Genomic DNA, 25,855 nt, shown 5'->3' with positions numbered 1-25,855 from the left:
ATGAGTGATAAGAATCTGCATATTGCAGTGATTGGTAGCGGTGGCGCAGCCATGGCTGCCGCCTTGAAAGCGACTGAACACGGTGCCCGGGTGACACTAGTTGAGCGTGGTACTATCGGCGGAACCTGTGTTAACATTGGCTGTGTCCCTTCTAAAATCATGATCCGGGCGGGTCACATTGCACACCTTCGCCGGGAAAGTCCGTTCGATGACGGCCTAAGCGCCCAGACACCGGAGGTGAACCAGCCGGCGCTATTGGCTCAGCAGCAAGCACGAGTGGAGGAGCTGCGCGAGTCCAAGTACCAGAGTATTCTTAGCGACAATGCCGCGATTACCGTCCTCAAAGGCGAGGCGCGGTTCGTTAGCGAGCGCACGCTGAGGGTTGCGCTCAGCGACGGTAACGAACAAACCGTGACATTTGACCTCGCTTTCATCGGTACCGGAGCCCGGCCGGCAATACCGGCTATTCCCGGTTTGTCCGATACGCCTTACTTAACTTCAACAAGCGCGCTAGAGTTAACACATATCCCGGAGCGACTTGCTGTTATCGGTGGTTCGGTGGTCGCACTCGAACTTGCTCAGGCATTTAGTCGTCTTGGTAGTGAAGTAACGGTTTTAGCACGTAGTCGGCTGTTATCGCAAAGCGACGCGGATATCGGTGAAACCATCAATGCTGCTTTTCTCCGGGAAGATATCAATGTGCTTGAAAATACTGAAGCGAGTGAGGTTGTGTATGATGGGCAAACATACACTATGCAAACCAATCAAGGCGTACTACACGCTGATCAGCTTCTGGTGGCTACGGGGCGTACTCCGAATACTGAAACGCTTAACCTAGCGGCGCTTGGCGTTGACACTGAGCGCGGTGCTATAACGGTTGATAGCGGTATGCAAACCACTTGCTCCGGTATCTATGCGGCAGGCGACTGTACCAATCAACCCCAGTTTGTATACGTGGCTGCCGCAGGGGGCAATCGAGCGGCTATTAATATGACGGGAGGCGATGCCAGGCTTGATCTTAGTACCATGCCCGAAGTTATTTTTACCGATCCCCAAATTGCGACTGTTGGTCTCTCTGAGGCAGAGGCTGAGGATCAGGGCTATGACACCGATAGCCGCACACTGAATCTAGAAAACGTGCCGCGAGCACTGGTTAATTTCGATACCCTGGGGTTCATTAAAATCGTAGCCGAGCGCCGTAGCGGGCAACTTTTGGGCGTTCAGTGTGTGGCCGGAGAAGCGGGAGAGCTGATTCAAACCGCAGCGATGGCACTTAGAGCTAAAATGACCGTTGATGAAGTCGCTGATGGGCTGTTCCCATACCTGACAATGGTGGAGGGTTTGAAACTCTGTGCCCAAACGTTCAGCAAAGATGTGAAACAACTGTCTTGTTGCGCGGGTTAAGTGTCATGGTTACTGCCCTGCATCTTGACCGCCGAAAATGCCCATTAGTTCTATTTTGCTATCACTAACCCGAAGGTAAATACTATCAACACCAAAAACACACTTGCGGTAACCTCTACGAATATGATCGATGGTAGGATAGTTTGGTGGGTTGCTAGCTATTTTTTCGAATGGCTCAAATAAACGATAAAAATAGTTGCCGCCTGCCGTTAGCCAAACGTTAAGTAACCATAATTATAAATGCGGTTTGAATTCTTGCAGCATTTCTTCTGGAGATTGATCAGTAAATCCGTTTGCTTCCGCTGACTTGAGTTTTTCATTAATTGCTTTAGCACGGCGAATGAGATCGCTAACCAATTCGTTTTTGCTATTGTATTCACCGAACTCTTGCACGTGATGACAAAGCCAAAGACCACTTTGCTCGGTTAATGTAATACTTTGTCACGTGTTATATAGCGTGTTACTAAGGTTTTATCCGCAACACCCGGATATATCGGTTTTCTCGCCGGCTTTTACAGCTATAGCGTCTTTAATTATACGAATAGCGGATCGCAAGACAATAATCGCTATAACGGTTGCAATGACTAAGTCAGGCCAAGCCGTATTGAGTTGTGCCACTAACAAGGCCGAGACAATAACACCGACGTTCATGATCATGTCATTGCGTGAACAGATCCAGCTAGCGCGGATATTAATATCACCGTTTCGTGAGCTGTATAAAAGTGCAAAGCAAGCTACGTTTACAACGAGCGCCAGACCTGCAACCCATAACATCATATTGGCATTAGGTTCACTGCCAAATGCTAAGCGTTGAAACACATCGGCTAATACCAGTAAGGCCAATAAAGTTTGCAGCGTGCCATTAAAAATGGCCGCATTGGCTTTATATTTAATGGCTTTGCCAACTGCATACAAACTGACGGCATAGACCAACGTATCGGCGAGCATATCTAGCGAATCGGCGATAAGCCCACTGGACTCGGCTAACCAACCGGCAATAAACTCAACGAAAAACATAACGCCATTAAGGACTAATACAGTCCACAACAACCGTCGCTGCGCTTTATCGATGTGGGCTTGCACATTACTACCAGACGAACTGCCGCAGCAAGATGACATATCACTTCCCTTCCCTTAAGTTAATTAATCGTTGCCGTATTTTATCAGACGTGGCGATGAGTTTCTTTACTGGTTTTCGCTGAAACTTGCGTAACAACAAGTAAAGAACGGGCAAATCGACGCAAAAACTTTAATTCGCAAATTCAGTGGGCTTATCACAGGTAATTCTATGTCGATTTTTGATGACCATATAATGCCGCTTCTTTATGTGCGAATTCGGGATGTTCAAACTCCAACGTCGAATGCGTAATATTGAATCGCTTGCTGAGTACTGTTTTTATTTCTGTCTTTATGGACTCAATGCGATACCAGCCTTTTTCGGTGAGTACGACGTGGGTGTCCAATGCTGAAGTATTCTCTTGCATCTGCCAAAGGTGGATATGATGCACGTCGTCTATTCCGTTGATATTGCGCAAGGCTTCAATGACTAACTCTCCATCTAATTCTGGCGGGCAACCCAGCATTAGCGTCCGGATTGGTTTGCCAATTTCAGTAAAAGAAAGGTAGAGAATATACACTGCGATACCGATTGTGATTGCCGCATCTACCCAATGGGCGTCGTAAAGAATGATCAGCGTACCGGAAATAACGACAGCGACCGAAGCCAACGCATCTGACAGGTTGTGCAGGAATAAGGCTCGAATATTTACACTGCCTTTTTGTATCGAATAAGTGAGAAAGGCGGTTAAGGCATCTATTATCAGTGCTATCCCAGCGATAATAACTACAGTCCATCCAGCTACATCTGGTGGATCGATGAGTCTCATCCCACCTTCATAAATTAAGTAAAGTCCGATAACGATGAGCGTGGTGTAATTAATCAACGCAGCAACCACTTCTATTCTTTCATAGCCGAACGTCATGCGAGAGTCTGCGGGACGGCGTGCAATTTTACGCGCGGCGAATGCAATAATTAATGCCGCCATATCTGAGAAATTATGCAGCGCATCTGCAATGAGTGCTAAGCTGCCAGAAAGGATGCCACCGATAATTTGCGCGACGGTTAAAAGGCCGTTAGCCCATATAGCGATGCCGACACGGCGGTCACCACTTTTAAAGTCTAAATGAGCATGACCGTCATCTGATTTATGATTATGTGCCATGAAAAATCCTTATTTAAGTACGAGGGACAAACACAGTTGTCCCTCTTATTAATAACCAGTTAACTAACGACTTAAGTCCTTAATTTTTTGTTTTGAAAACCAAGGATAAAGCACCGGCAAAACAACCAACGTCAAAAAGGTTGCGGATACCAGACCACCCACAATGACGGTAGCTAATGGGCGTTGGATTTCAGCACCCGCACCGGTTGCGAATAACATGGGTATAAGACCCAGCGCTGAAGTAATAGCCGTCATTAATACTGGGCGCAGTCGCGACCACGCGCCATCAAACACGGCGTCGTTCAGTCGGTGACCATCCGTTAGACGCTGGTTTATGCTTTCAACTAAGACCACACCGTTAAGGACTGCGACACCAAATAAGGTGATAAAACCGACAGCACTTGGCACAGACAAATACTGGCCCGAGATAAACAGCGCGACAATTCCCCCGATAATGGCCAGTGGCACATTAACCAAAATTAACATCGCCTGACCCAGGGTTCCGAACGCAAAGTAAAGGAGTAACGCGATTAACGCCAGCGATATCGGCACCACGATAGATAGACGCTGTTGAGCCCGTTGCTGGCTCTCAAACTGACCACCAATATCAACGGAATAGCCGGTGGGTAAATCGACATTGTCATCAATTGCTTGTCGAATATCGGCAACAACACTGCCCATGTCACGACCTTGAACGTTGGATTGAATAACTACCCGGCGCTGTACGTCATCACGACGAATTTGCGGAGGGCCGGATTCAATCGAAACGTTAGCCACTTCACCCATTGTTACCCACGCACCCGATGGAGCTTGTAACCTAAGTGAACGTATCGATTCGGGGGTATCACGAAACGATTCAGCTAAACGAACGTAGATGTCGTAACGCTCATTTCCCCGAATGATTTGCCCGGCACTGGCCCCGCCAAGGCCGTTATCTACTACGCTGAGCACATCCGATACATTCAGGCCATAGCGGGACAACTGACGTCGCTTAGGTGATACAACCAGCTGCGCTTCCCCTTTGATTTGCTCCATGGCAACAGCAACGGCACCATCCACTTGTTTAACTGCGCTCTCTATTTCCTGTCCTTTTGCGGCAAGCGTATCGAGTTCAGGGCCAAACAGCTTTATGGCAAGTTGCGATTTCACGCCGGACAAGAGTTCATCAACCCGTGTTGCGATAGGCTGCGAAAAGTTGAATAGCAAACCGGGATGTTCATCCAGTTTCGCTTCCATTTTTTCTTGCAACGCATAGCGATCAGATGCAGTTGTCCATTCAGACTGCGGCTTAAGTCCTACGTAGATTTCAATGTTACTAATAGGCTCAGGGTCACCGCCGACTTCGGCCCGGCCAATACGGCTTAGCGCATAGGTGGTTTCTGGAAAAGACATTAAGATTTTTTCCAGTTTCGGCGCTACTTCTAACGCTGTTTCCAGGTTCGATGACGGGGCTAGTGTTACACGAATATTAATCGTGCCTTCTTCAAGTTCAGGCGCAAACTCGGTACCGAGTCTTGGTACCAGAAGTAATGCTCCAACGAACAAAACTGCAGCGACACTGACGATCAGTTTTTTGCTTCTTAGTGCCCATGACAGCAGTCTTTTATAACCGGCATCCAGCGGTTTCAGTAGTTTATTCTCGCGGGGGCGAATCCCTTTACTGAAAAAGTAACTGGCAAGCGCTGGTACCACCATAATAGCGACGAATACGGCTGAAACGATGGCCAACATAATGCTTATCGCCATAGGCTCGAACAGCTTAGCCTCAACACCTTGAAAGCTAAATAGCGGCATAAATACAACTAAAATGATCATGGCAGCGAAAAAGACGGGTCGTGCGACCTCATTTGCGGCTTCTTTTATTCGCAGTTTTATGCCGTGACTGTCGAGTCTGGCCGCCTGTGGATCAGGATCTCGGTATTCCGTTCGTTGCTTGGCTTCTTCTCCGTGTTCGACATCCGGTCGGCTCAAGTGTTTAAAGATGTTTTCAACCATCACTACGGAGCCATCGACCAGCATACCGATAGCGACAGCGATACCTCCTAACGACATGAGGTTTGCTGACATACCCATTGCAGACATCACCATTAGTGCGATAGCAATGGAAACGGGAATGGATAATAGCACTAAGAAGGTGGCTCTCATATTGAGCAGAAACAGCGCTAATACCGCAATAATGAAGACAAAGGCAATCAGCAGCGAGTATGCGACAGTTGACACGGCCTTCTGAATTAAATCGGCTTGGTCGTAATAAGGCTCAAAAATCACCCCTTCAGGCAATGCCTGTTGAATAAGCGGGATGCGCTTTTTGACACCGTCTATAGTTGCTTTGGTATTCGAACCCATGCGTTTAAGTACAATGCCGGATACTACTTCGCCGAGCTGGTTGACTTCACCATCCACTTTTCGTGACATGGATACTGCACCCTGACGAATCTCGCTGCCAACTTCGACATCGGCTACCTGACCTAAAGTGACAGAGACGCCATCAACTGTTTTTAACGGGATCTGGCGCAGCTGTTGCAGCCCCTCCTTACCACTGCCAAGCCAGCCGGTGCCTCGAATCACTAACTGCTCCTGCCCGCGCGGCATATACCAGCCGCCGACATTACCATTATTTTTTTCTACGGCAGCCATCACGTTCTGCTGTGATAACCCATAAGACAAAAGTTTGGCGGGATTTAAGTTAACCTGATATTGCTTAACCTTACCGCCGAAAGAGAGTACCTCAGTAATACCCTCAACGGGCATAAGCAGCAGCTTAACCACGTAATCATTTAAACTGCGCAATTCCATGCTACTAACGCCCGAGCCAGGCTCGGCCAGTAACAGGTATTGATAAACCTGCCCCAATCCCGAAGAATTAGGCCCCATTTCCGGGGTGCCGACACCGTCGGGTATCAGCTCTTTTGCGGCTTGTAATCGCTCAAAAACCAGTTGCCGGGCGAAGTAAATGTCGACACTTTCTTCGAATACGACGGTAATACCTGACAGACCGGTTTTTGATATCGACCGAACCTCTTTTACGTCGGGCAGTGCATACATGACCGACTCAATCGGATAGGTAATAAGCTGCTCGACTTCCGTTGCCGCCAACCCCGGTGCCTCGGTGTTAACGGTAACCTGCACGTTAGTGACATCCGGGAAGGCATCAAGATTGAGCTTCGGAATGACAAAAAACGACGCAATACTAATGCTGAATAATACCAATACCAATAACAGGCGATTGGCGACAGCAAACTGAATAATACGCTGAAACATACAACCTCCTGTTAATGGTTATGCGGGTCGAAACCGCCTTTGGCCAGCTGTGAACGAACGAAAAAAGCTCCACTTTCAACGTAGCGGGTACCTTCATCGACACCAGTAATAACTTTCCACGCTCCCTGTTCATCGACTAACTCAACTTCTTTGGGCTCGAACTTGCCGGGTTGGTGCTCAATAAAAATCTGCCAGTCTCCGTCGGGGGCTCGTAATAGTGCTGAATCTTTAACCGCAAGAACTGGCGTATCCGATGTCACTGAAAAATAGACATCCGCAAATAAACCGGGATGCAGCTGGTCTTTTTCGTTGCTGACTGCAAGACGAACCGTGCGGGTACGGGTTTTATGGTCAATGGTATGCCCTTCTTGAATGACCTTTGCGCTAAAGCTCTTGCCATTAACACTCACCGTTACAGGGTCACCAAATTTAACATTGAGGTCAGCACTGCCGGGCAAGCGAGCATTGACCCACAGTGTTTCCTCTTGCAAAACTTCAACCAATTCATTACCGGCATTGACCTGTTGTCCTTGTTTAAAATCATCACTGACGACAATGCCGCTAATGTCGGCGGTTAGTTGATACTCGCCAATGGGGTAATCTGGCGCTTTTAATCGCTTGATATCATCATCGGACATACCAAAGGCTTGCAGTGTCGCTTTTGCTGATGAAAAATCGCTCCGCGCTTCTACATAACGTTTTTCGCCAACGGTTGTTTGCCCTAATGACTGAACTCGTTGCCATTCGTTTAAGGCCACCAGATATTGGCTCTGTGCGTCGGCCATCCGGGCACTGAATAAGGTTGCTAGCGGCTGAGATTTTTCGACGTGATCACCAATACTGACGAAGCGTTTTAATACTGTTGAATCGATGCGGGGACTGACCACATAGCTATTAAAATCGTTGGCGACGATTTCTCCGGGCGCGTAGACCGGGTAGTCAACAATCTGCTTTTGCAGTGTTGCTGTCGTAATATTGGCCATCGCTTGTTGCTTCTGAGACAGCTCGACACCGGAGCCTTCTTCATTTTCTCCTTCTTGATGACCGTTTTCCTGCTGATGACTCGTTGAATCTTTGTCTTCTTCGTGGCCATGCTTATCCTGAGCTATTACAGGCAAGCTCAGTGCCAACACAATTGCCGCGTATAATGGTTTAAATGACATAATTTTCTCTCTAATCTGTTCGTGATTTTATTGATTACTCAACGGTTGTAACTCAATGGTTTCACTGAGTTTTCCGGAGCGATAAAGCCATTCAATGGCGGCAAGCCGGTATTGAGTTTGTAATCCAATACCCGCGAACTGGCTATCGAGCTGTTGTTGCATAGCCGTCAGATAGTCAGTGGTGGATAAATCACCGGCCAGCCAGGATTGCTCAATCAGCTGCATTGATTCGGCCTGCCGAGCCTGGAAATTCTGCTGCCAGCTTTGCCATTGTTTTTTCACAAACCGATAGTTATTTAGCGATGATTTAAGCGATGCCTCCCACTGCCGTTTTAACGCAATAACACGTTTTTCCTCGGCAAGCGCTTCACGACTGGCGGCCTGAACGGCATTGCTATAATTATTTCGCAGTTGCAGCGGAATACTGAATGTCAGGCCGATTACATTCTCGTTATCGCTTTCACCGGCTTCAACTCCCACTGTTGGATTAGCCGTGGTTAATGAGCGTTTCCAGTCGATATCCGCACGTTTTAACTGCCACTTCAGATAAGCCGCTTTAATGGCCGGATGTTGCTGCCATCGCGCTGTTAAGTTCGGGGCAAACTGGAACATACCCTCGCTAAGCGACAATTCGTTCGCCGCAGTACCGGGTAGTAGAGCATTGAGTTCAGCCTGACTAGACTGTAACTGCTGATAAGCCGAAGCGGTTTGTTGTAACTGACGGCTTAAGGCAAGTAAGGTCAATTGTTCATCAATGGCGCTTAAATCGCCGGCTTTACGCCTTTCACTGACGAGCTTTATGGCTTGTTGCACAAACTGTTCTTGCTGCTGTGCCAAGTCATAACGACGTTTCGCATCAAACCAATGGACATAGGCACTGAGCAACGTTTTCGCATGCTCACTCGCTGATAGGCGGTAAACACTCATTGCTAGTGCCGTCATTGCATCGCTCTGACTGGCACGAGCCTCATTGCCCGTGCTCCAGTCAATGGTCTGACTGAGGCCAACGGCGTAATTGTTGATATCGCCTTCGCGCTCTAGTCTTGAAGACAAGGTTGGGTTATACAAAGGCTGATTTAACTGCTGCCCTTGCTGTATGAGTGCTTCAGCTTGCTCTTGAGCTGCCTGCACACTCGGGTGCTGTTGTACGGTTTGTTGCCAGCGCTCGGGTAACTGTTGAGCGTTAACATAATTCGTGCAGAGCACGAGACTGACAGCAACAAACACACGTTTGCCGCATATCGATAACGGACGCATAGAGAGACTCCTCGGTCATTTTACTGCGTTAATAATTCGAATTGATCCGCTGCGTTGCAGCGTTTAAAGCAGTTATGAGGAGATTGGAGGCCGAAACAGCGGTAAAGATAAAGGGTTAGAATAAATTTCAATATAACCAGAGCGAGACGTTTTGAAACGCGGGAGCGCCATAGTTTTTTCGGATTTCATTGCATATAGATGAAACGAACCGTGGCAGTGACAGCAATGATGACAATCAAAACTGACGTTACCTTTATGAGGAAGCTTTTTTTGGTCAGGATGGGACTCATCATGATCAAAGTTAATATGTTGTTCGGGAAGTGATTGGTGAGATTGGTGCACGTCCGCGACTGCCTGACTGATTTGAGTCAGAACCGCAAACAAAATCACTATGATAAACCCCTGTCTGAACATTATAGCCCTTGGTTTGTAAAGCTATTAAACAATAACGTAATTAATATGGGTCTGCAAGAATCGACTTGAGTTCCCAATGTTAGAGGCTTAGCAAAGTTTGTGAATTCTTAGGTTAATTGATAATATAGCGCCTCGTTGGGGAGTAGCCTGTTTCCAAAGTTGGAAGCGTTCGTGTCAACATAATTGGCCACATGCCATGGTGCGAACACCTCTCGGTTGGCGAGACCATCGATATATCCATGCTGAAGGTCGGGCGTGTGGGTGTATCGTGGACTCAGAATGCCCAGCCGGAGATAACTCAATGAACCTAATTGCTCTTCTTTTACTTGCTTTTTCTATGTCAACGGACGCTTTTGCTGCGGCTGTCGGTAAAGGAGCAAGTCTTAACCGTCCTCGCTTTTTCGACGCACTAAGAATGGGCGTGATTTTCGGGACGATTGAAGCAACAACCCCTGTTATTGGTTGGTTGGTCGGTAAATCAGCAGCCTCTTATGTTGAAGTCTGGGATCATTGGGTAGCCTTCTTTTTATTGCTGGCCCTTGGTTTGCATATGGTTTATGAAGGCTTTAGACCCCGCGGAGAAGAGGTAGACAAACCCTCCAGACAATCGTTTTTTAAAGTTTCTCTTACGGCGTTAGGCATCAGCATTGATGCCATGGCAGTTGGTGTAGGCCTGGCCTTTATTGATGTGAATATTTGGCTTGCCGCGGTGCTTATCGGTTTAGCTACAACCCTTATGGTTACTTTGGGAGTGATGTTAGGGCGCTTTGTTGGAGCGGTAATAGGTCATTGGGCAGAAATGTTCGGCGGGATTACTTTAATTGGAGTGGGTTTTTGGATCTTGTTAAGCCACATATAAGAAAAGAGTTTATTAGGATAACGCTATAATTTCACTGTCTAATCTGAATTTGGTAGCTCTATCTGCACTTCAAACCCAGATGGCTGGATATTGTTAAATGATATCTTGCCATGGTGCAATTGTATTATTTTCGAGGTGATGGACAGCCAGACCAGAGCCGGCGATATTAGTGTGTTCGCGGAATCGATAAAAACGCTCTCCCATTTGTTCAGTTATTTCGGCGGGCACACCGCTGCCTTGATCTCTTATCTTGATAATAATGCTTGCCGATGTATCAACCGCTTCTATTTGTATAGTGGAGTCTGCCGGTGAAAATTTCATTGCGTTGGATAAGAGGTTGGTCAATGCACTGACTATTAACGCGTTATTGCATGTTATTTTTATTGTGGGAACATCGATTTGCCATTGGTAGTCCTCGACTTGATTGATGGGTAGGCTATCAATCGCTAAGGAAACCAAGGTTTTAATTTCAATTTCATCAAAGTCGGCAGAATTATCCAAACTATCCAGTCGATTTAAACGCAAGAGTTGATTAACTAAATGCGACATCCGCTCTACGGCATGAAAAATAGCTTTACCGGACTGTTTAGAATCCTCCAGAGATTCAGCATGAATAATATTTTCCGCATGTACCTGAATGGCGCTTAACGGTGTGCGCAATTCATGTGACGCATCAGCAATAAAGCGCTTTTCCCGCTCTGAAAACATCTTAATTTGATGTAATAGTTTATTAATTGCCTGTTTTATCGGGATCAACTCTTTGGGCAGGTCGGACTCAATTGGAGACAGGTTATTTAACGCTCTGGCTCTTAAGTCTAAGGCAAATCTGTTAACGGGTTTCAGTCAATACTGGGGCAAAGCGACATCATTAACCCTCAATTCTTGGGCAGCTGGGGAGCCAGTGACGAAGATTTATTTAATACCGCGCATCAGCGCTTTGAGAAACACGAAAAAACCGGACAACCTTTCTTTAGTTTGGTTTTCACTTCTTCAAACCACGAGCCGTTTGAGTTTCCTGACAATGCAATTGAGCTTTATTCAAAGCCAAAAAATACGGTTGAGAATGCCGTGAAATACGCTGATTTTGCGTTGGGTCAGTTCATTAAAAAGGCTAAAAATAGTGACTATTGGGAGGATACAATTTTTCTGATTGTTGCTGACCATGATACGCGTGTCTGCGGCAACGAATTAGTGCCCATTAATAAATTCCGTATACCCGGACTTATTTTGGGTGGGTCGATTCAACCCAGGGAAATCGACTCAATAGCCAGTCAAATTGATTTATTACCGACCGTTATATCGCTTGCGGGTATTTCTGCCTGGACCCCGGCAATAGGGCAGGATCTATTAGCAAAAGATGTACCACCCGCTAATCGTGCGATGATGCAGTTTGGTAATAATTATGCGTGGATGACTAACGAGGGCGTGGCCATATTAACGCCGGGCGAGGATATGACGGGTCATTACGACGTTCAGAAAAACCGCTTTGTCGCAGATGATAAGACGAATAGCCAATTACACGAAGAGGCACTGGCACATGCGTTGTTGCCATCCTGGCTGTATCAAAATCGGGCTTACTTTGTGCCGGAAGGTCTCAACTAGAGTGCTTATTAGTCTGGTCGCTTAAGATTTTCTTAATAAAGGGTATTCATAATGATTCCTGACAATCAAAAGGGGGCTTTATGAATACCCACTACTCTGGCTTATCAAAGATTAATCACTGGTTCACGGTTATTCTTGTGACCGTTATGCTCACGCTCGGCTATATGATGCTTTTTGTTGCTGAAGAAAGTACCGAAGATTTTTTAAAAGCAGTCCATATTAGCATCGGTTTTTTTGCGTTCTGGTTTTTGTTGTGGCGAACAGCTTACCGCCTAAAACAGGGTTTTCCGAAAACACATTCGATGGATGTAAAAGGAATTATTGCGCGCGGTGTTCATTATCTTATTCTGGACTTCCCAGACTTTGCTAGACACTTTTAACAGTTACAATGTAACTCAAACTAGAGGTGTTTATGAGCAAAGGCAAACGGTATACCGAAGAATTTAAAATTGAAGCCGTCAAGCAGGTCACCGAGCGTGGTCATTCAGTTTATGACGTCGCTGATCGGCTGGGCATTTCCGTCAAGTCACTTTACGACTGGCGTGCTAAATACGGTCAGGATAATAAAACCAATAAATCCTCCGATGAACAACTGCGCATAGCAAAGCTTGAAGCCGAGCTAAAACGCGTTAAGGAGGAACGGGATATATTAAAAAAGGCCGCTGTAGATTCAACTTGTCAACGCAACACTCTTTTCAATTAACTGTTTTGGGGTTCTAAAGTTCAATGTCTTACGAGGGCGACTATTTAATTGCGCCGCGACCTTATCCAGCACTTCTTGTGTGTGTTGGGCTAAACACGTCTTTTTGGGGAAGTACTGCCGAATAAGCGAGTTAGTATTTTCATTGGTACCTCTCTGCCAAGGACTTTGCGGATCACAAAAGTAGACCGGAACACCGGTTTTAGCTGTGAACTCAACATGCTTCGCCAGCTCCATTCCCCGATCCCAAGTTAGCGTGTATTTGAATTGCCTCGGCAATGCCTTGAATTTTTTTATTAACGCGTCGTTTACCGAGCTGGCATCTTTTCCTTTAAGCTTAAGTAGTATCGTGTAACGTGATTTTCGGTCGACTAATGTCGCCACGTGAGAATTCTTTGAGCCAGTGATTAAGCCCCCCTCCCAGTGTCCTAAAGTCTTTCTGGCATCAATAGTTTTGGCTCGTTCATGGATCGAAATGCCATCGACAATATTGATGGTTCCGCGCTCTCCGCGCCGTGAATGCTTTTTACTATGTCTTAAACTGTGTCCTCGTCGCAGGTGTTTTGCGAGCACATGGTTCAACGCTGCTCGGCTTCTGAAATAGATCGTCTTATAAATGGTTTCCGCTGAAACTCGCATAGAGTGCCGACGGGGAAAAGCTCGTTTAAGCCAACCTGATATTTGCTCAGGAGACCAATTAAGCTCAAGCTTCTCCAGCACAATTGCTCTAAGCTCTGGGGTTGCCGACAGCAAGCACTTTTTCGGTCTTTTTGCCATTCTTCCTGCGCGATTATTGGCATCTACGGCTTTGTAATACCTCCTGCCACGATTGCGCTGTACTTCTCTGGATATTGTTGAAGGGGCTCGGCCTAAGGACTTTGCAATTGCTCGAATACTTTTCTTAGCTGACAGTGAGACTCTTATTTCTTCACGCTCGGAAAGGGTTAGATGTACTTTGTTCTTTTTACGCGCTGGTGGCTTTATGCCACCGGTATCCCTCAGCATTGTGAAAATGGTTCCGGGCTTCGTATCTAATAGTTTTGCTATGGCACTAAAGCCAACTTCGTCTTTCCAGGAATCAAAGACAAACTCTTTTTCTTGTGTCGTAAACATTCGTTTCATCCAAAAGATCTCCGCTAACGCTTGTTTTACCATGCTTGTTGCATTGATCAATTGAATCTACACGATGCTGATAAAGCCATGACGGCAACAGCGCGTGGGCTAATACGCTAGGCTCTGGTGTCGTGTCAGAGTTTTCACCTGTCGGTTCGCAAATAACATGCGAAGCTTTACAGCAGGCAAATGAAATTGAAATTCGGATATCGGATCAAGGAGAGGGCGTATCACAGGAGGCTCTCACTGTATTAGGTGAGCGTTTCTATCGATTCCGTGAGCATACAGGCGTATCGGGGTCAGGTTTGGGGTTATCAATCGTGCTAAAAATAGTACAACTTCATCATGGTGAGATGACGTTTAAAAATAAATTGCCAAGAGGCTTTGAGGTCATTATTCAGTTACCAAAAATTGATTGAGATGCTCTGCTTGTTTGACATGCGTTAAAATGACGTTAGACTAAAGTTTATTAAATTGCAAAAAGCAGGGTGCTCGTGCAAATTCGAATTCTGTTATTAATGACAGTGCTATTGGTGTCGATGTCGTTTTCGCAAACGGCAGAAGCTCACGCATGTCATGATAACAGCCAAATGCAGCACAGCATGATGTACGAAGTCGACACAAACGATTGCGAGCATGAGACGCAAAAGCACAACTCGTGCTGTGCTGACATGACCATTCGGCATTGCTCCGGCGGCTCGGTTTTATTTGTCGGACAGTCTTCTTCGGTTAATGCCGCTGCAGTTAACCTCTCTGCCAAAGTCGATGCGCCCATCGACACCTCAATTCGTGCTAAACACGCGTCTAATTTATTCCGTCCCCCGATAATTATCGCTTAATAAGTTACTCGAAATTTAACACACGCTCGGCGTGTTTCCTTAAAACTTATTAATCGGTGAATAATTATGCCTATCAAACGCAATATCGCTGTTTTGGCGATGCTGTTTTCCGTGTCTGTATCTGCAACCGATGTAGAAGAGCAGCAACTAACCGTTCTAAAATATCCGAGCTGTGGTTGTTGTGAACAGTGGTTAAAAGCTTTACCAGATAACTTTAGTGTGTCTATACAGCATCCGAATAATCTGACTCAACGAAAACGTGAGTCTGGTATTCGTGCCGAGATCCAATCCTGTCATACCGCTATTTCTGATCATGGCTATGTCTTTGAGGGGCATGTTCCTCCGACATTGGTTTCTCATTATTTAGCTGGGAAAAAGTCAGAAAGTGGCATTGGGTTAACGGTTCCTGGTATGCCTGTCGGATCTGTCGGCATGGAAATGGGCACTCGCTTTCAACCTTATACGGTCTATGAAATCAAAAAGGACGGCTCAGTAATCCCCTATCAGCAGATAGCAAGTCTAAAACAACAGCAGGCACTCTCAAATGGAGGGCTTTAGATATGGGATTTGGCGGCATGAGTATGGTTCAGTTAGGAGTTTTACTGGTTATTGTCATCCTTCTTTTTGGTAGCAAAAAGCTACGAACCCTGGGCTCCGATCTTGGTAGCGCGATAAAAGGGTTTAAATCATCGATTTCTGATGAACCGTCTGATAAGAAAAAGGACATTCAACGTCATCAAAATTTAACCTCAAAAGAGGAGCGTCATCATGAGCAATGAGTTTAATAAAGGACGTCGAAAATTCATTAAATCTGCATTTACTGCGGCGTCTGCTTTAGCAATCGCTAAAGTGGCGCCGACTTGGGCTGTCCCTCAGGGACGCAGTTTTAAGGATCAGATTCTGACAAACGATGAGATCGATCTGACCATTGCAAAATCCCCACTACTCGTGGGAAATAAGGTGGGAACACCGATAACCATCAATGGCCAAATGCCGGGCCCGTTGATCCGTTTAAAGGAAGGGCAACGCGCAAAGTTAAACGTGACTAACCGGTTGTCGGAAGACACGTCAATTCACTGGCACGGAATCATATTGCCCGAGAACATGGACGGTGTACCTGGCGTATCTTTTGAGGGAATAAAGCCGGGACGCACGTATAAGTATCGCTACGATGTTGAGCAAAACGGTACTTATTGGTACCACAGTCATTCGGGTTTACAAGAACAGCTGGGGCATTTAGGGCCGCTAGTAATTGAACCGAAAGACGGGGATATTGGGGCGGATCGTGAACACACGATTATTTTGACTGATTGGACATTTGAAGACCCGCACGATGTTTTTCGTAATTTGAAAGTGGCCGAAGGCTACTACAACTATCACAAGCGTACGATCTTTGACACGTTTGAAGACGTCCGTCAGCAAGGGTTAGAAAAGACGTGGAAGCAGCGGGAAATGTGGGGGCAAATGCGAATGAGTCCGCGCGATATCGCGGATGTAACGGGAAGTACGTATACCTACCTAATGAATGGTCGTGACTCGGCAATGAACTGGTCGGCGCTATTTAAGCCCGGAGAGAAAGTGCGGCTTCGTATTATCAACGGCTCAGCGATGAGCTTCTTTGATGTGCGGATCCCTGGATTGGAAATGACCGTTGTGGCCGCCGATGGTCAGCCTGTAAAACCGGTCTCAATTGATGAGTTTCGCATAGGCGTTGCTGAAGTGTATGACGTCATCGTACAACCCAGAAAAAATCAAGCCTACACCATTTATGCGGAAAGCTTTGATCGCAGCGGTTATGTCAGAGGCACCTTAACACCGGAGTTGGGCTTAGAGGCCGAGGTTCCTGAACTGCGACCTGTCGTCGAGCGGGGCATGGCGGCTATGGGCATGGGCGCCATGGCGATGTCCGGCGATATGAAAGGTAAGGGCATGAATAAGAAGCCTATGGACGGTAATAACGGCCATATGACGCATAAAATGACACATAAAAAAGAGCTCCCGGTTGAAAACATCACAATCAAACACAGTGAAGGAGGGCACGGTGCCGGGGCAGCAATGATTGCAACGAATCCGGTCAGCCGACTGCATGAACCGGGTATTGGACTGGAAGACGTTGATCATAAAGTGTTGGTGTATACGGACTTGATCGGGGCACAGGAATGGCCGGACACGCGAGAACCTGAGCGCCAGGTTGAGCTGCATTTAACGGGCAATATGGAACGTTACATGTGGTCCTTTGATGGTAAGGAATTTACGGAAGTGGATGGTCCCGTTCAGTTTCATCACGGCGAACGACTGAGGTTAGTGATGGTAAACGATACGATGATGGACCATCCCATACATCTGCATGGCATGTGGATGGAGCTTGAAAATGGACAATACCCACGCCCTCGAAAGCACACGATCAGCCTGAAGCCGAGCGAAAAGGTGTCGTTATTGATAACGGCGGATGCGCCGGGTAGCTGGGCGTTTCACTGTCACTTGTTGTATCACATGGAAGCGGGCATGTTCCGTGTGGTCAATGTCGCATAAGGAGGACGAGTATGTACGGTAAATTATTACTATTAAGTGCGGCGTTGCTTCCCGGAGCCGCAATAGCAGGGCACGCGAAAGACGATTGGCCAGAGCCGATTAAAGAATACTACACGGGTCAAGTCTTATTTGACCGGGTAGAGCTTGCGAGAACCGACGCTGAAAACAATGTCGCCGTCTGGGACATGATGGCGTGGTATGGCGGCGACTACCATCGCGTTGTCTTCAAAAGTGAAGGGGAAAACACTCAAGATGACGGCGAGCCCACTGACTTGGAAAGTGCAGAGCTGCTGTATGGATACCTGGTGTCTCCGTTTTGGTCGTTTCAGGCCGGTGTCGGTACGCGAGGGACCCTATCGTCGGATGCGTCTATGGAAAACTATGCGGTCGTGAGTTTTATGGGACTGGCGCCGTACTGGTTTGAAATGGACAACTCTTTGATGGTGAACCAGGAAGGCGACGTCCAATTTGTTAGCGAAACCGAGTACGAGTGGCAGCTAACACAAACCTCGTACTTACAGCCTCGCATTGAGTTAACAGCCAACCTGACAGATTCCGACAAATATGAACGGCAAAGCGGGTTGAGTAACTTGCGCGTGGGTTTGCGATATCGCCATGAAATAAGTCGTGAATTTGCTCCTTACATCGGTGTGTATTGGAACGGGGCGTTAGGAAATACGGCAGATGAAATGAAACGAATGGGTGAAGACACCACAGAAACAGGCGTGGTCCTTGGGGCCAGAGTTTGGTTTTAATTGATAATAAACAAAGAGGAAACAACATGAAAAACGTACTTAAATTAGTCTTCGGTACCGCGTTATTTTTTAGTGCATGGGCCAGCGCCCACGTCGGCCTGACATCCAGTAGCCCGGAGGACGGTGCGACTTTGTCCGAGTCACCCACGGAAATTACGATGAATTTTTCCGGTGATGTTCGTCTGGCGAAAATTATGCTGCACTCAGATGACGGTAAAATGCATCCGCTGGACTTTTCGATGAGCATGACTCCCAAAGCAGCGTACGAAATTGCTGTTAAAAACAACTTAGCGTCAGGTGGTTACACGGTTTACTGGACGGCAATGGGTGGGGACAGTCATAAAATATCGGGTGATTTTAGCTTTGAGGTGAAATGATGCCTCTTTGGAGTGTGGCCAGCGTTTTAACGCTGGCCTTTATATTTTGGCTCAATGCCGTGATGACAGCGTCGCCTTATATTGTTTACTTATCCGGTTTAAAAAAGCAATCTGACCGCAGGACAAATGTCGTTGTTGCGTTGCTTCTATTTCTGGCAAGCCTTCTCTACTTTTTTCTGAAAGTCGGTAGTTTTGCTGCTGAAGGCTTGGCCGGAATGCTTGACACGACCTACATGCAATTTATATGGACGGGCCCTGTTGGATTGTTTATCCAACTTCAGGTAACCGCTGCTGTTGCCTGGATGATTTACTCGGTTGTTAAGGTCACAAGCCTACAGTGGATGCTATATCTTGCGGCTGTTGGACTCATGGGGTGGAGTTTTTTAAGTATCGGGCACGGCAGTGACGCCGTCTGGTGGGGAAAGCTAGCGCTTTTAATACATCTGTTAGTCGCTTGGGTCTGGTTTGGCAGTCTGAATTCACTGCGTAAGCTGGCAACCTCCGTATCGCTTGATAGAGCAAAAGTGATTATGGAGCGTTTTGGGGGGCATATGTCTGCAGCGGTTCCGATACTCCTGATTGCGGGTGTGGTTATGTATCGAAGTGCAACCGGACAATGGATACCAGAGCTGCCATTAACCTCATACGACACGGTATTGCTGGCGAAGCTTGTGTTTGTGGCGTTGATTCTTCTTGTCGCCGCACGGCATAAATTAACGTTGGTACCCCAGTTAAATAATGAGTCGGCTGCGAAGCGACTGAAACAATCGATAACGGCAGAAATGGTATTGGCTATCACTATTTTTATCCTGGCCTCTGCGCTAAGCAGCGCGTTTTCTCCTGGTTAATGTAAGGAATAAGAAGAATGAAACTACTTGTGAGTGTTTTTATGATTTCGGCAATGTTTATTTCAGCACCCAGTAGCGCCGAAAAACTATCTGAGCCGACTGCTGTGCTTGATGCATTTCGAACGGCTTTGACTGAAGGTGACACGGAGGTCGTTAAAGACGTGCTTTCCGATGATGTGCTTATCTTTGAAGGCGGTGGCGTTGAACGGTCCCTGGCTGAATACAGTGCTCATCATCTTAAGTCAGATATCAAGTTCAGCCAGACGGTTCCTTCAAAACTGATAGAAAGAACACGATATGAAGTGGATAACCTGGCTGTGATCACTTCTCGATATCGTATTTCCGGGGCGTACAACGGGCGCGAGATTGACTTAAAGATGAATGAAACCGTAACCGTTTCAAATACCCCAGAGTCTGGCTGGAAAATTATCCGGATACACTGGTCCAACTAACGTCAACCACAGGAGCTGATTATGGCGGAATACGATCATGAACACGGACATCAGGATTATCAGGAAGGAAGCCTGAGTCTTTGGGGGGCGGTGTCGCTGGGGACTGGTGTCATGATTGGCGCTGGTATTTTTGCACTGACAGGACAAGTTGCTCAGCTAGCAAGAGAGTGGTTTGTACTGGCGTTTGTGTGCGGCGGTATCATTGCCGGTTTCAGCGCCTATTCGTATGTGAAACTGGCCAAAGCATATCCGTCAGCGGGTGGCATTGCGATGTTCCTCAGTAAAGCCTATGGGAAAGGAAGTGTGACGGCGATATTCGCACTCTTGATGTACTTTTCTATGGTGATTAATGAAAGTTTAGTCGCTCGGACATTTGCGTCCTATACCAGCCAACTAATTTCTTTTGAAGCACAGTGGCTTATCCCTTTGTTGGCGGTGGGTTTGCTGATCTTTGCGTTTTTTATCAATATTTTGAGTAATCAGTTTATTCAAACGTTCTCGTTTTTTATGGCCTTTATTAAGGCTTTAGGGTTGGTCATTTTAGCGGCTGGTGGTTTGTGGGCCTCAGGCATTCAGTTTGAATCGATATCGGCTATTCCAGAAGAAGCTACGGGTGGCGGTATTTTAGCGGGGATTGCTTTAAGCATACTTGCGTACAAAGGGTTTACAACAATAACCAATAGTGGCGGTGAAATTGTTGAACCTAAGAGAAATGTCGGGCGTGCCATTATTATTTCGTTGATTATCTGCGCGTTAATATACGTTCTGGTCACTTTGGCGGTTGGCTCGAGCCTGTCCATAGATGAGATTGTGAAAGCGAAAGACTATGCGCTTGCTGAAGCAGCCAAACCCGTCTACGGCGAGACCGGACTGTGGGTGACGGTCGCTTTTGCAATTGTCGCAACGGTATCTGGTGTGATCGCCAGCGCGTTTGCCGTCTCAAGAATGCTGGCTATGTTGACCAATATGAAGCTTGTACCACACAGTCATTTTGGTATGCCTGGTTCCATTCAGAAGCACACACTGGTTTACACCATTGTGATGGCTATGATCTTAGCCGCTTTTTTCGATTTGAGTCGAATCGCTTCGCTTGGCGCTATTTTTTATATCGTTATGGACATTGCGATCCACTGGGGGGTATTGCGACATCTTAGACACAAAGTGAATGCCAATAGTTACATACTTATCAGCGCAATCACGCTAGATGTCATCGTTTTAGCCGCTTTTGTATGGGTGAAATGGACAAGCGATCCGCTGGTCATTTGGGCGTCTCTTATCGGTATGGCATTGATTGCCGCTGGTGAGATTTTGTTTTTACGTAAAAAGCGTTAAGAAAAAGAGCGCATAGCGCTCTTTTTCTAGTTCATTGTAAAAAACATCCAGACAGCCATAGCGACCATCATGAGGTTTTCAGTGAGTGAAATGAAGCCTAACGGTACATTACTTGAGCCACCGACACAGGCACATTTTAGTTCACGTTTGTCGACATAAACGGCTTTAATCACGGAGATAGAGCCCACGATGCCTATGAATAACGCGATAGGGATGGAAATGACATGAGCAGATTCCGCTGCCATTAACAGACCCGCCAAGCCTTCGGCGTAGGGGTGAATACGGCCATAAGGCACCCATTTTTTGGCGAGAAGATCGTAATTGAGAAACATGGTAGAGAATTTCTCTACGTCTTGGAGTTTGAGCAAGGCCAGAACCACCATTGAGAAACTGATGAACCACTCGATGGTTTGCACGGTAAATACGCGACCAAAAGACAACCATGACGTGGCTACGGAGAGGAGTGCCGTCATAATAAATAATGCAATAACGGGTCGGTAACTGGTTGCGTCAGGGTCAGGAAGAGGCTTTCCAAGAAAGGCTCGAACCTCTTCGTACCCACCGATGCGTTCATCACCGATAAATACTTGTGGAGTAGTATCGACGTTGTGTTTTTTCTTGAATTTGTCGGTTTCCTCGCGGCTTTCTAATAGGTTGTCGTCCACATCGTAACCGTTGGCTTTAAGTAAGTGCCTGGTTTTTAAACCGAAAGGGCATTGGTGGTCAGGTGTAGACATTCTGTAAAGCGTGGATTTTTGAGTTGATTGACTCATCGTGACGTCTCCTTACTTAAACAGGGTATCTTTTTATACGCATTACAGTCGCAGGGGGATTAGTATCGCTAATTGTGAGATTAGAGATTCATAAAAAGTGAAAATGTATTTTAAATTTTTTGATAACTGGACAACTTTTTTTGATGGGTTTTTAACCGTTCATAAGAGCTGATTCTTAAAGAGTTATGATATTTAAGAAGGTGTTTAAGTTGAATATACAAGCTCTATAAGCAGCGATATTAAAGGGGTTTGTATACAACTTTAATCCTTTTTAGCTTGACTAAAATTCTAAGGTTTCTATTCTGAGAGTTGTCTAAACAACTTAGATGGCAGTACGAAGTCTAATCGGAAAGTACAATAATTATAATTTAATCGAGGTGACAAAATGCAAAAATTACTTAAGTCTGCTGTCGCTATAGGCGTATCTGCGGCACTCTCGCTATAGGCGTATCTGCGGCACTCTTCAATACAACAACCGTCTGGGCTCAGTCAGGGCCTGATAATACGCAAGCCGAAGACGTTGAAAAAATCACGGTGACGGGCTCAAGAATTCAGCGGATAGAAGCAGAAAGTGCTGCTCCAGTTCAGGTTTTTACGGCGGAAGATATAGAAGTCTCGGGAATGACTTCGGTAGAGATGATTTTACAGAGAATGTCAGCTTCCGCCGGATTTGCAGGCAGTCAGAGCAATGCTTACTGGACAGGTAATGGGTATGGAACCGCTCAAGTTAACCTACGTGGTCTTGGTATTAACCGAACGCTTGTACTTTTAAATGGTCGTCGTGTTGTGAATGGTGGTACCGGTGCAAACAGCTCCGTCGATTTAAATATGATACCCGTTGAAATGATCCAACGCATCGAAGTGCTTAAAGACGGCGCTTCAGCGATATACGGTGCGGATGCTGTAGCCGGTGTGGTGAATATTATCACCCGTAAAAGCTACGACGGTTTCACTATCGAAGGGCGCCTAGGCTCGACAGATGATGGTGAAGGCCAAGATAGAAAAGTAAATATGATATTTGGAGCCAGTAGTGACAAAGGCCGAATCATGGCGACTTTAGGTTATCGCTCCTCTGATGCCGTTAATATGGAAGATCAAGCCGGTTGTGCTTTGAGTGAAATAACGCCCGGTCAATTAGATTGTATTGGCAGCTCAAGTACCATTGGAGGGCGTGCAACTGTCCTCACGGGACCAAATGCAGGGGATAGAATCAACTTCAACCAAGACGCTGACGGCGATGGGGATTTTTATGAACCGTACAGCTCAGAGAAACACAACTTCGCATCTTTTCCTTATTTAAACTCGGTCAACCCGATTACTAACTGGAATTTCTCGGTTTTTGGTGACTACCAACTCTCGTCAGATACGACGGCATTTACCGAAGTTTTATATAACAATCGCACGTCAGATCAATTGGCTACGCCTGGTACATTAAGAGGTATTGAGTTCGATGCTAGCCACCCAACAAACCCAACGGGCGAAACAATTCGACTTGAAGGCCGTCGCTTATTAGAAGGCGGGCCCAGAAACTTTTTCCAAGACGTTAATACGTTCAGAACAGTCGTAGGGTTGAGCGGTGTTGTTGGCGCTGGTTGGAATTGGGAAATAGCTTATAACTATGGCCGTAATACAGCCATTGACGGTATGACCAATATTGTCAATATGCAGCGTTTATCTGCCGGTTTAGATCCGAACACCTGTGGATCCAATGGTATTCCTTGTATTGATTTGTTGGGTTATGGAGACCTGTCCCAAGAAGCTTTGGACTACATTATGTTCCGGACGACTGACAATGGTGGAAATGAGCAGCGTTCATTAACAGCAAATATTTCGGGTGACCTATTTGAGATGCCGTCTGGATGGGTCCCTGTCGCTTTTGGTGTCGAACACCGAAAAGAAAAAGGGTGGCGTAATCCTGACTCGTCAATTGTCGCCGGTATCATGAATACCAATCAGGCTGATCCAATAGAGGGAAGTTATACGGTCGATGAAGTTTATGCTGAAACGTCCTTGCCTTTGTTGGCTGATTTGCCATTGGTTCAGTCATTGAATTTGGATTTAGCGTATCGTTACAGTGACTATGACACCTTCGGTAGTGATGGAAATTACAAGGCGAGTGTTCATTGGCGTGTATCGGATGCTTTGAAAGTGCGTGCGACTCAGTCAACAGCTTTTCGTATTCCGAACATACCTGAACTCTTTGGTGGTGTTGCCGAAGGAAATTTGACCACAACGGATCCGTGTGACGGGTGGGACCAAACCGGCGCGAACCCGACTGTGGCGGCAAACTGTCAAGCAGATGGCGTTCCTGCAGGGTATCAACAGTTTGGTGCAACGGTGCTTACTACTGTTGGCGGGAATCCTGATTTAAAACCGGAGGACGCAGATACTTTCACTGCTGGGTTTGTATGGGATATTGGTTCGGCTGACAATTTACAATTGACGGTTGATTATTACGATATCGATATTGAGAATGCAATCCAAAGAATTCCTGGATCAACGAAATTATCCGTCTGCTATAACTCAGAAAATTTATCGCATCCATTTTGCAGCCCTGAACACTTTACGAGAGACTCATTAACGGGCGATATTGACTTTTTATCTGCTCAGCCCACCAATGCGGCAACTGAAAATGTGTCAGGTATCGACACCGCACTATTTTACAACACGGATCTATTGGGTTGGAAAAGTGACTTTAGTTGGAATGTCAGTTACTTAAATGAATACACATTTGCACCTTTCGTTGGAGCAGACGAAATTGAGTATGCCGGATATATTACCGGCGGTAGAGGGAGCTATACGCATTGGCGCTCAAATGCTTCAGGAACCTTTACGAAACAGGATTGGCGTTTACATTACTCCGTTCAGTACATAGGACCTGCTGATGATATTAATGCTGCTCCGGGAGATATTGGAGCCCGAGCGCCGAGTGTCTTTTATCATAATTTACAAGGCACTTACTTCATCGATTCTGACTTGAGCGTGACAGGTGGTGTCAATAATCTTTTCGACAAAGAGCCGCCTTACATTCAAAGCTGGACGGACGCAAATACCGACACCATGACGTATGACTTGTTAGGTCGTCAGTTATATCTGAAGGTACGTTACAGTTTTTGATTACCGAACTGGCTGTCGCTTTTCCCTGGGAGCGACGGCCTTTTTTTATGAAAGTTGAGGTAGAACATGGCTCAAAAAAAGCGTTCAAGTAACTGGCGAGTTTGGCACCGCTGGTTATCTTTAGTTTTTGGCTTGCAAATGGTCATTTGGACAATAAGTGGCGCCTACATGGTGTTTTTTGATTTGGACTATATTCATGGAGACCATTTAGTTCAAAATATTAGTAAGCCTTTACCTGAAGGTACTGAGGTGTCAGATTTAGATAAATTATTAACTCGTTACCCTGAAACGAAAAAGGCCTCATTAGAGGCTCTTAGTTTAGATGGTACGCTACAGCCTGTTTATAAATTACAAAGTGAGAAAGCTGTTTTTTTGGTGGATGCAAAATCGCTAGAGCGCATTGAAATAAAACAACATCATATCAAAGAATTGGCAAACCGATACTACGCACAAGAAAGTGCAGACATTGAATCCGTTGTTTATATGACGGATAACCCACCCACTGAAATCAGTGAGACGTTGCTGCCTCTATGGCAGGTAAATTATGACGATTTTGGTAACACCAGTCTTTATTTGTCAGAAACGACAGGGGATCTCTTAGTCAAGCGACATACGTTTTGGCGTGGTTTCGATATTGTCTGGATGCTTCACATAATGGACTACGATGAGCGCGTGGATATAGAAACCTGGTGGTTAAAAGCCTTCATTATCGGCACGTTTATCTTAATGATAACAGGTGTTGTGCTGCTTTTTTATACGATTACATTTAAGAGAAAACAGAGCGGAGGTGCCCAATGATAAGGTTTATACAATGGCTTCATCGTTGGGTGAGCTT

The 25,855-nt window shown here is 46.2% G+C and carries 25 protein-coding genes, 1 pseudogene and 1 riboswitch; of the genes and pseudogenes, 17 read left to right on the top strand and 9 right to left on the bottom strand.

The window, feature by feature from the left end:
• Nucleotides 1-1,404, top strand: coding sequence for a mercury(II) reductase (gene merA / locus RJ32_RS00680; protein WP_034818288.1), 1,404 nt, complete (start codon nucleotides 1-3; stop codon nucleotides 1,402-1,404).
• A 234-nt stretch (nucleotides 1,405-1,638) separates the two neighbouring features.
• On the opposite strand, the gene RJ32_RS00675 is transcribed toward merA, so the two are convergent.
• The 6 genes from RJ32_RS00675 to RJ32_RS00650 all read right to left on the bottom strand — a co-directional run bounded on the left by RJ32_RS00675 (nucleotide 1,639) and on the right by RJ32_RS00650 (nucleotide 9,307).
• Nucleotides 1,639-1,797, bottom strand: a complete 159-nt coding sequence (locus RJ32_RS00675; RefSeq protein ID WP_235598885.1) for a hypothetical protein — start codon at nucleotides 1,795-1,797, stop codon at nucleotides 1,639-1,641.
• Between the two features lie 78 nt (nucleotides 1,798-1,875).
• Nucleotides 1,876-2,523, bottom strand: a complete 648-nt coding sequence (locus tag RJ32_RS00670) for a cation diffusion facilitator family transporter (RefSeq protein ID WP_034818283.1) — start codon at nucleotides 2,521-2,523, stop codon at nucleotides 1,876-1,878.
• Between the two features lie 167 nt (nucleotides 2,524-2,690).
• Entirely contained in the window at nucleotides 2,691-3,626 is a 936-nt protein-coding gene (locus tag RJ32_RS00665; RefSeq protein ID WP_034818281.1) for a cation diffusion facilitator family transporter, read from the bottom strand.
• A gap of 63 nt (nucleotides 3,627-3,689) precedes the next feature.
• Complete coding sequence (locus tag RJ32_RS00660) at nucleotides 3,690-6,887, bottom strand: efflux RND transporter permease subunit (protein ID WP_034818279.1); 3,198 nt, start codon at nucleotides 6,885-6,887, stop codon at nucleotides 3,690-3,692.
• An 11-nt stretch (nucleotides 6,888-6,898) separates the two neighbouring features.
• Nucleotides 6,899-8,050 (bottom strand): efflux RND transporter periplasmic adaptor subunit, encoded by a 1,152-nt coding sequence (locus RJ32_RS00655; RefSeq protein WP_034818277.1) that lies wholly within the window; start codon nucleotides 8,048-8,050, stop codon nucleotides 6,899-6,901.
• 27 nt (nucleotides 8,051-8,077) lie between these two features.
• Nucleotides 8,078-9,307, bottom strand: coding sequence for a TolC family protein (locus tag RJ32_RS00650; RefSeq protein ID WP_034818275.1), 1,230 nt, complete (start codon nucleotides 9,305-9,307; stop codon nucleotides 8,078-8,080).
• Between the two features lie 539 nt (nucleotides 9,308-9,846).
• A riboswitch (yybP-ykoY riboswitch) is annotated at nucleotides 9,847-9,984 on the top strand.
• Between the two features lie 38 nt (nucleotides 9,985-10,022).
• On the opposite strand from RJ32_RS00650, the gene RJ32_RS00645 reads away from it, so the two are divergent.
• A complete protein-coding gene (locus RJ32_RS00645) occupies nucleotides 10,023-10,580 on the top strand; it encodes a manganese efflux pump MntP family protein (RefSeq protein WP_034818273.1) in 558 nt (185 codons plus the stop codon).
• A gap of 93 nt (nucleotides 10,581-10,673) precedes the next feature.
• Here RJ32_RS00645 and RJ32_RS00640 read toward each other — a convergent pair whose 3' ends face one another.
• Entirely contained in the window at nucleotides 10,674-11,336 is a 663-nt protein-coding gene (locus tag RJ32_RS00640; protein ID WP_235598884.1) for a sensor histidine kinase KdpD, read from the bottom strand.
• Between the two features lie 126 nt (nucleotides 11,337-11,462).
• On the opposite strand from RJ32_RS00640, the gene RJ32_RS00635 reads away from it, so the two are divergent.
• The 3 genes and pseudogenes from RJ32_RS00635 to RJ32_RS00625 form a co-directional block, all read left to right on the top strand.
• Nucleotides 11,463-12,182, top strand: coding sequence for an LTA synthase family protein (locus tag RJ32_RS00635; RefSeq protein WP_235598883.1), 720 nt, complete (start codon nucleotides 11,463-11,465; stop codon nucleotides 12,180-12,182).
• Nucleotides 12,183-12,262: 80 nt separating this feature from the next.
• Nucleotides 12,263-12,562 (top strand): cytochrome b/b6 domain-containing protein, encoded by a 300-nt coding sequence (locus RJ32_RS00630; RefSeq protein WP_051018698.1) that lies wholly within the window; start codon nucleotides 12,263-12,265, stop codon nucleotides 12,560-12,562.
• A 32-nt stretch (nucleotides 12,563-12,594) separates the two neighbouring features.
• Nucleotides 12,595-12,843, top strand: a pseudogene (locus RJ32_RS00625) (transposase); the annotation flags it as partial.
• A 9-nt stretch (nucleotides 12,844-12,852) separates the two neighbouring features.
• Here RJ32_RS00625 and RJ32_RS00620 read toward each other — a convergent pair.
• Nucleotides 12,853-14,004 carry an IS30 family transposase gene (locus RJ32_RS00620; protein ID WP_034818313.1) on the bottom strand — a complete coding sequence of 384 codons (1,152 nt, stop codon included), beginning with the start codon at nucleotides 14,002-14,004 and terminating at the stop codon, nucleotides 12,853-12,855.
• A gap of 122 nt (nucleotides 14,005-14,126) precedes the next feature.
• Between RJ32_RS00620 and RJ32_RS00615 the strand changes: the two genes are divergently transcribed.
• From RJ32_RS00615 to RJ32_RS00570, 10 genes are all read left to right on the top strand, one after another.
• Nucleotides 14,127-14,414 (top strand): sensor histidine kinase KdpD, encoded by a 288-nt coding sequence (locus RJ32_RS00615; protein ID WP_034818269.1) that lies wholly within the window; start codon nucleotides 14,127-14,129, stop codon nucleotides 14,412-14,414.
• A gap of 75 nt (nucleotides 14,415-14,489) precedes the next feature.
• A complete protein-coding gene (locus RJ32_RS00610; RefSeq protein ID WP_034818267.1) occupies nucleotides 14,490-14,834 on the top strand; it encodes a hypothetical protein in 345 nt (114 codons plus the stop codon).
• Nucleotides 14,835-14,900: 66 nt separating this feature from the next.
• Complete coding sequence (locus tag RJ32_RS00605) at nucleotides 14,901-15,392, top strand: DUF411 domain-containing protein (protein WP_034818265.1); 492 nt, start codon at nucleotides 14,901-14,903, stop codon at nucleotides 15,390-15,392.
• 2 nt (nucleotides 15,393-15,394) lie between these two features.
• On the top strand, nucleotides 15,395-15,613 hold the full coding sequence (gene tatA, locus RJ32_RS00600) for a twin-arginine translocase TatA/TatE family subunit (protein WP_034818263.1): 219 nt from the start codon (nucleotides 15,395-15,397) through the stop codon (nucleotides 15,611-15,613).
• A complete protein-coding gene (locus RJ32_RS00595; protein WP_034818261.1) occupies nucleotides 15,603-17,366 on the top strand; it encodes a copper resistance system multicopper oxidase in 1,764 nt (587 codons plus the stop codon). Before tatA ends, RJ32_RS00595 begins: the two co-directional genes overlap by 11 nt.
• 11 nt (nucleotides 17,367-17,377) lie before the next feature.
• Nucleotides 17,378-18,121: a copper resistance protein B gene (locus tag RJ32_RS00590; protein WP_034818259.1), complete on the top strand. Its 744-nt coding sequence runs from the start codon at nucleotides 17,378-17,380 to the stop codon at nucleotides 18,119-18,121.
• Nucleotides 18,122-18,147: 26 nt separating this feature from the next.
• Nucleotides 18,148-18,498, top strand: a complete 351-nt coding sequence (locus RJ32_RS00585; RefSeq protein ID WP_034818257.1) for a copper resistance CopC family protein — start codon at nucleotides 18,148-18,150, stop codon at nucleotides 18,496-18,498.
• Complete coding sequence (locus RJ32_RS00580) at nucleotides 18,495-19,346, top strand: copper resistance D family protein (RefSeq protein WP_235598882.1); 852 nt, start codon at nucleotides 18,495-18,497, stop codon at nucleotides 19,344-19,346. The genes RJ32_RS00585 and RJ32_RS00580 overlap by 4 nt, the downstream gene beginning before the upstream one ends.
• A gap of 17 nt (nucleotides 19,347-19,363) precedes the next feature.
• On the top strand, nucleotides 19,364-19,798 hold the full coding sequence (locus RJ32_RS00575) for a DUF4440 domain-containing protein (protein WP_034818253.1): 435 nt from the start codon (nucleotides 19,364-19,366) through the stop codon (nucleotides 19,796-19,798).
• Between the two features lie 21 nt (nucleotides 19,799-19,819).
• The gene (locus tag RJ32_RS00570) at nucleotides 19,820-21,130 is read left to right on the top strand and encodes an APC family permease (protein ID WP_034818251.1); all 1,311 of its coding nucleotides are present in this window, start codon (nucleotides 19,820-19,822) and stop codon (nucleotides 21,128-21,130) included.
• Nucleotides 21,131-21,156: 26 nt separating this feature from the next.
• Here RJ32_RS00570 and RJ32_RS00565 read toward each other — a convergent pair whose 3' ends face one another.
• Nucleotides 21,157-21,903 (bottom strand): MauE/DoxX family redox-associated membrane protein, encoded by a 747-nt coding sequence (locus tag RJ32_RS00565; RefSeq protein ID WP_034818248.1) that lies wholly within the window; start codon nucleotides 21,901-21,903, stop codon nucleotides 21,157-21,159.
• Nucleotides 21,904-22,437: 534 nt separating this feature from the next.
• On the opposite strand from RJ32_RS00565, the gene RJ32_RS00560 reads away from it, so the two are divergent.
• A complete protein-coding gene (locus RJ32_RS00560; RefSeq protein ID WP_235598881.1) occupies nucleotides 22,438-25,020 on the top strand; it encodes a TonB-dependent receptor in 2,583 nt (860 codons plus the stop codon).
• Nucleotides 25,021-25,086: 66 nt separating this feature from the next.
• A complete protein-coding gene (locus RJ32_RS00555) occupies nucleotides 25,087-25,818 on the top strand; it encodes a PepSY domain-containing protein (protein WP_034818242.1) in 732 nt (243 codons plus the stop codon).
• Nucleotides 25,819-25,855: the final 37 nt, after the last annotated feature.

This window comes from Idiomarina sp. 28-8 (genome assembly GCF_000320945.2).
Classification (GTDB): Bacteria; Pseudomonadota; Gammaproteobacteria; order Enterobacterales; family Alteromonadaceae; genus Idiomarina; species Idiomarina loihiensis.
The sequence above is the reverse complement of the archived record's forward strand: the minus strand, read 5'-3'. Positions and strand labels throughout refer to the sequence as shown.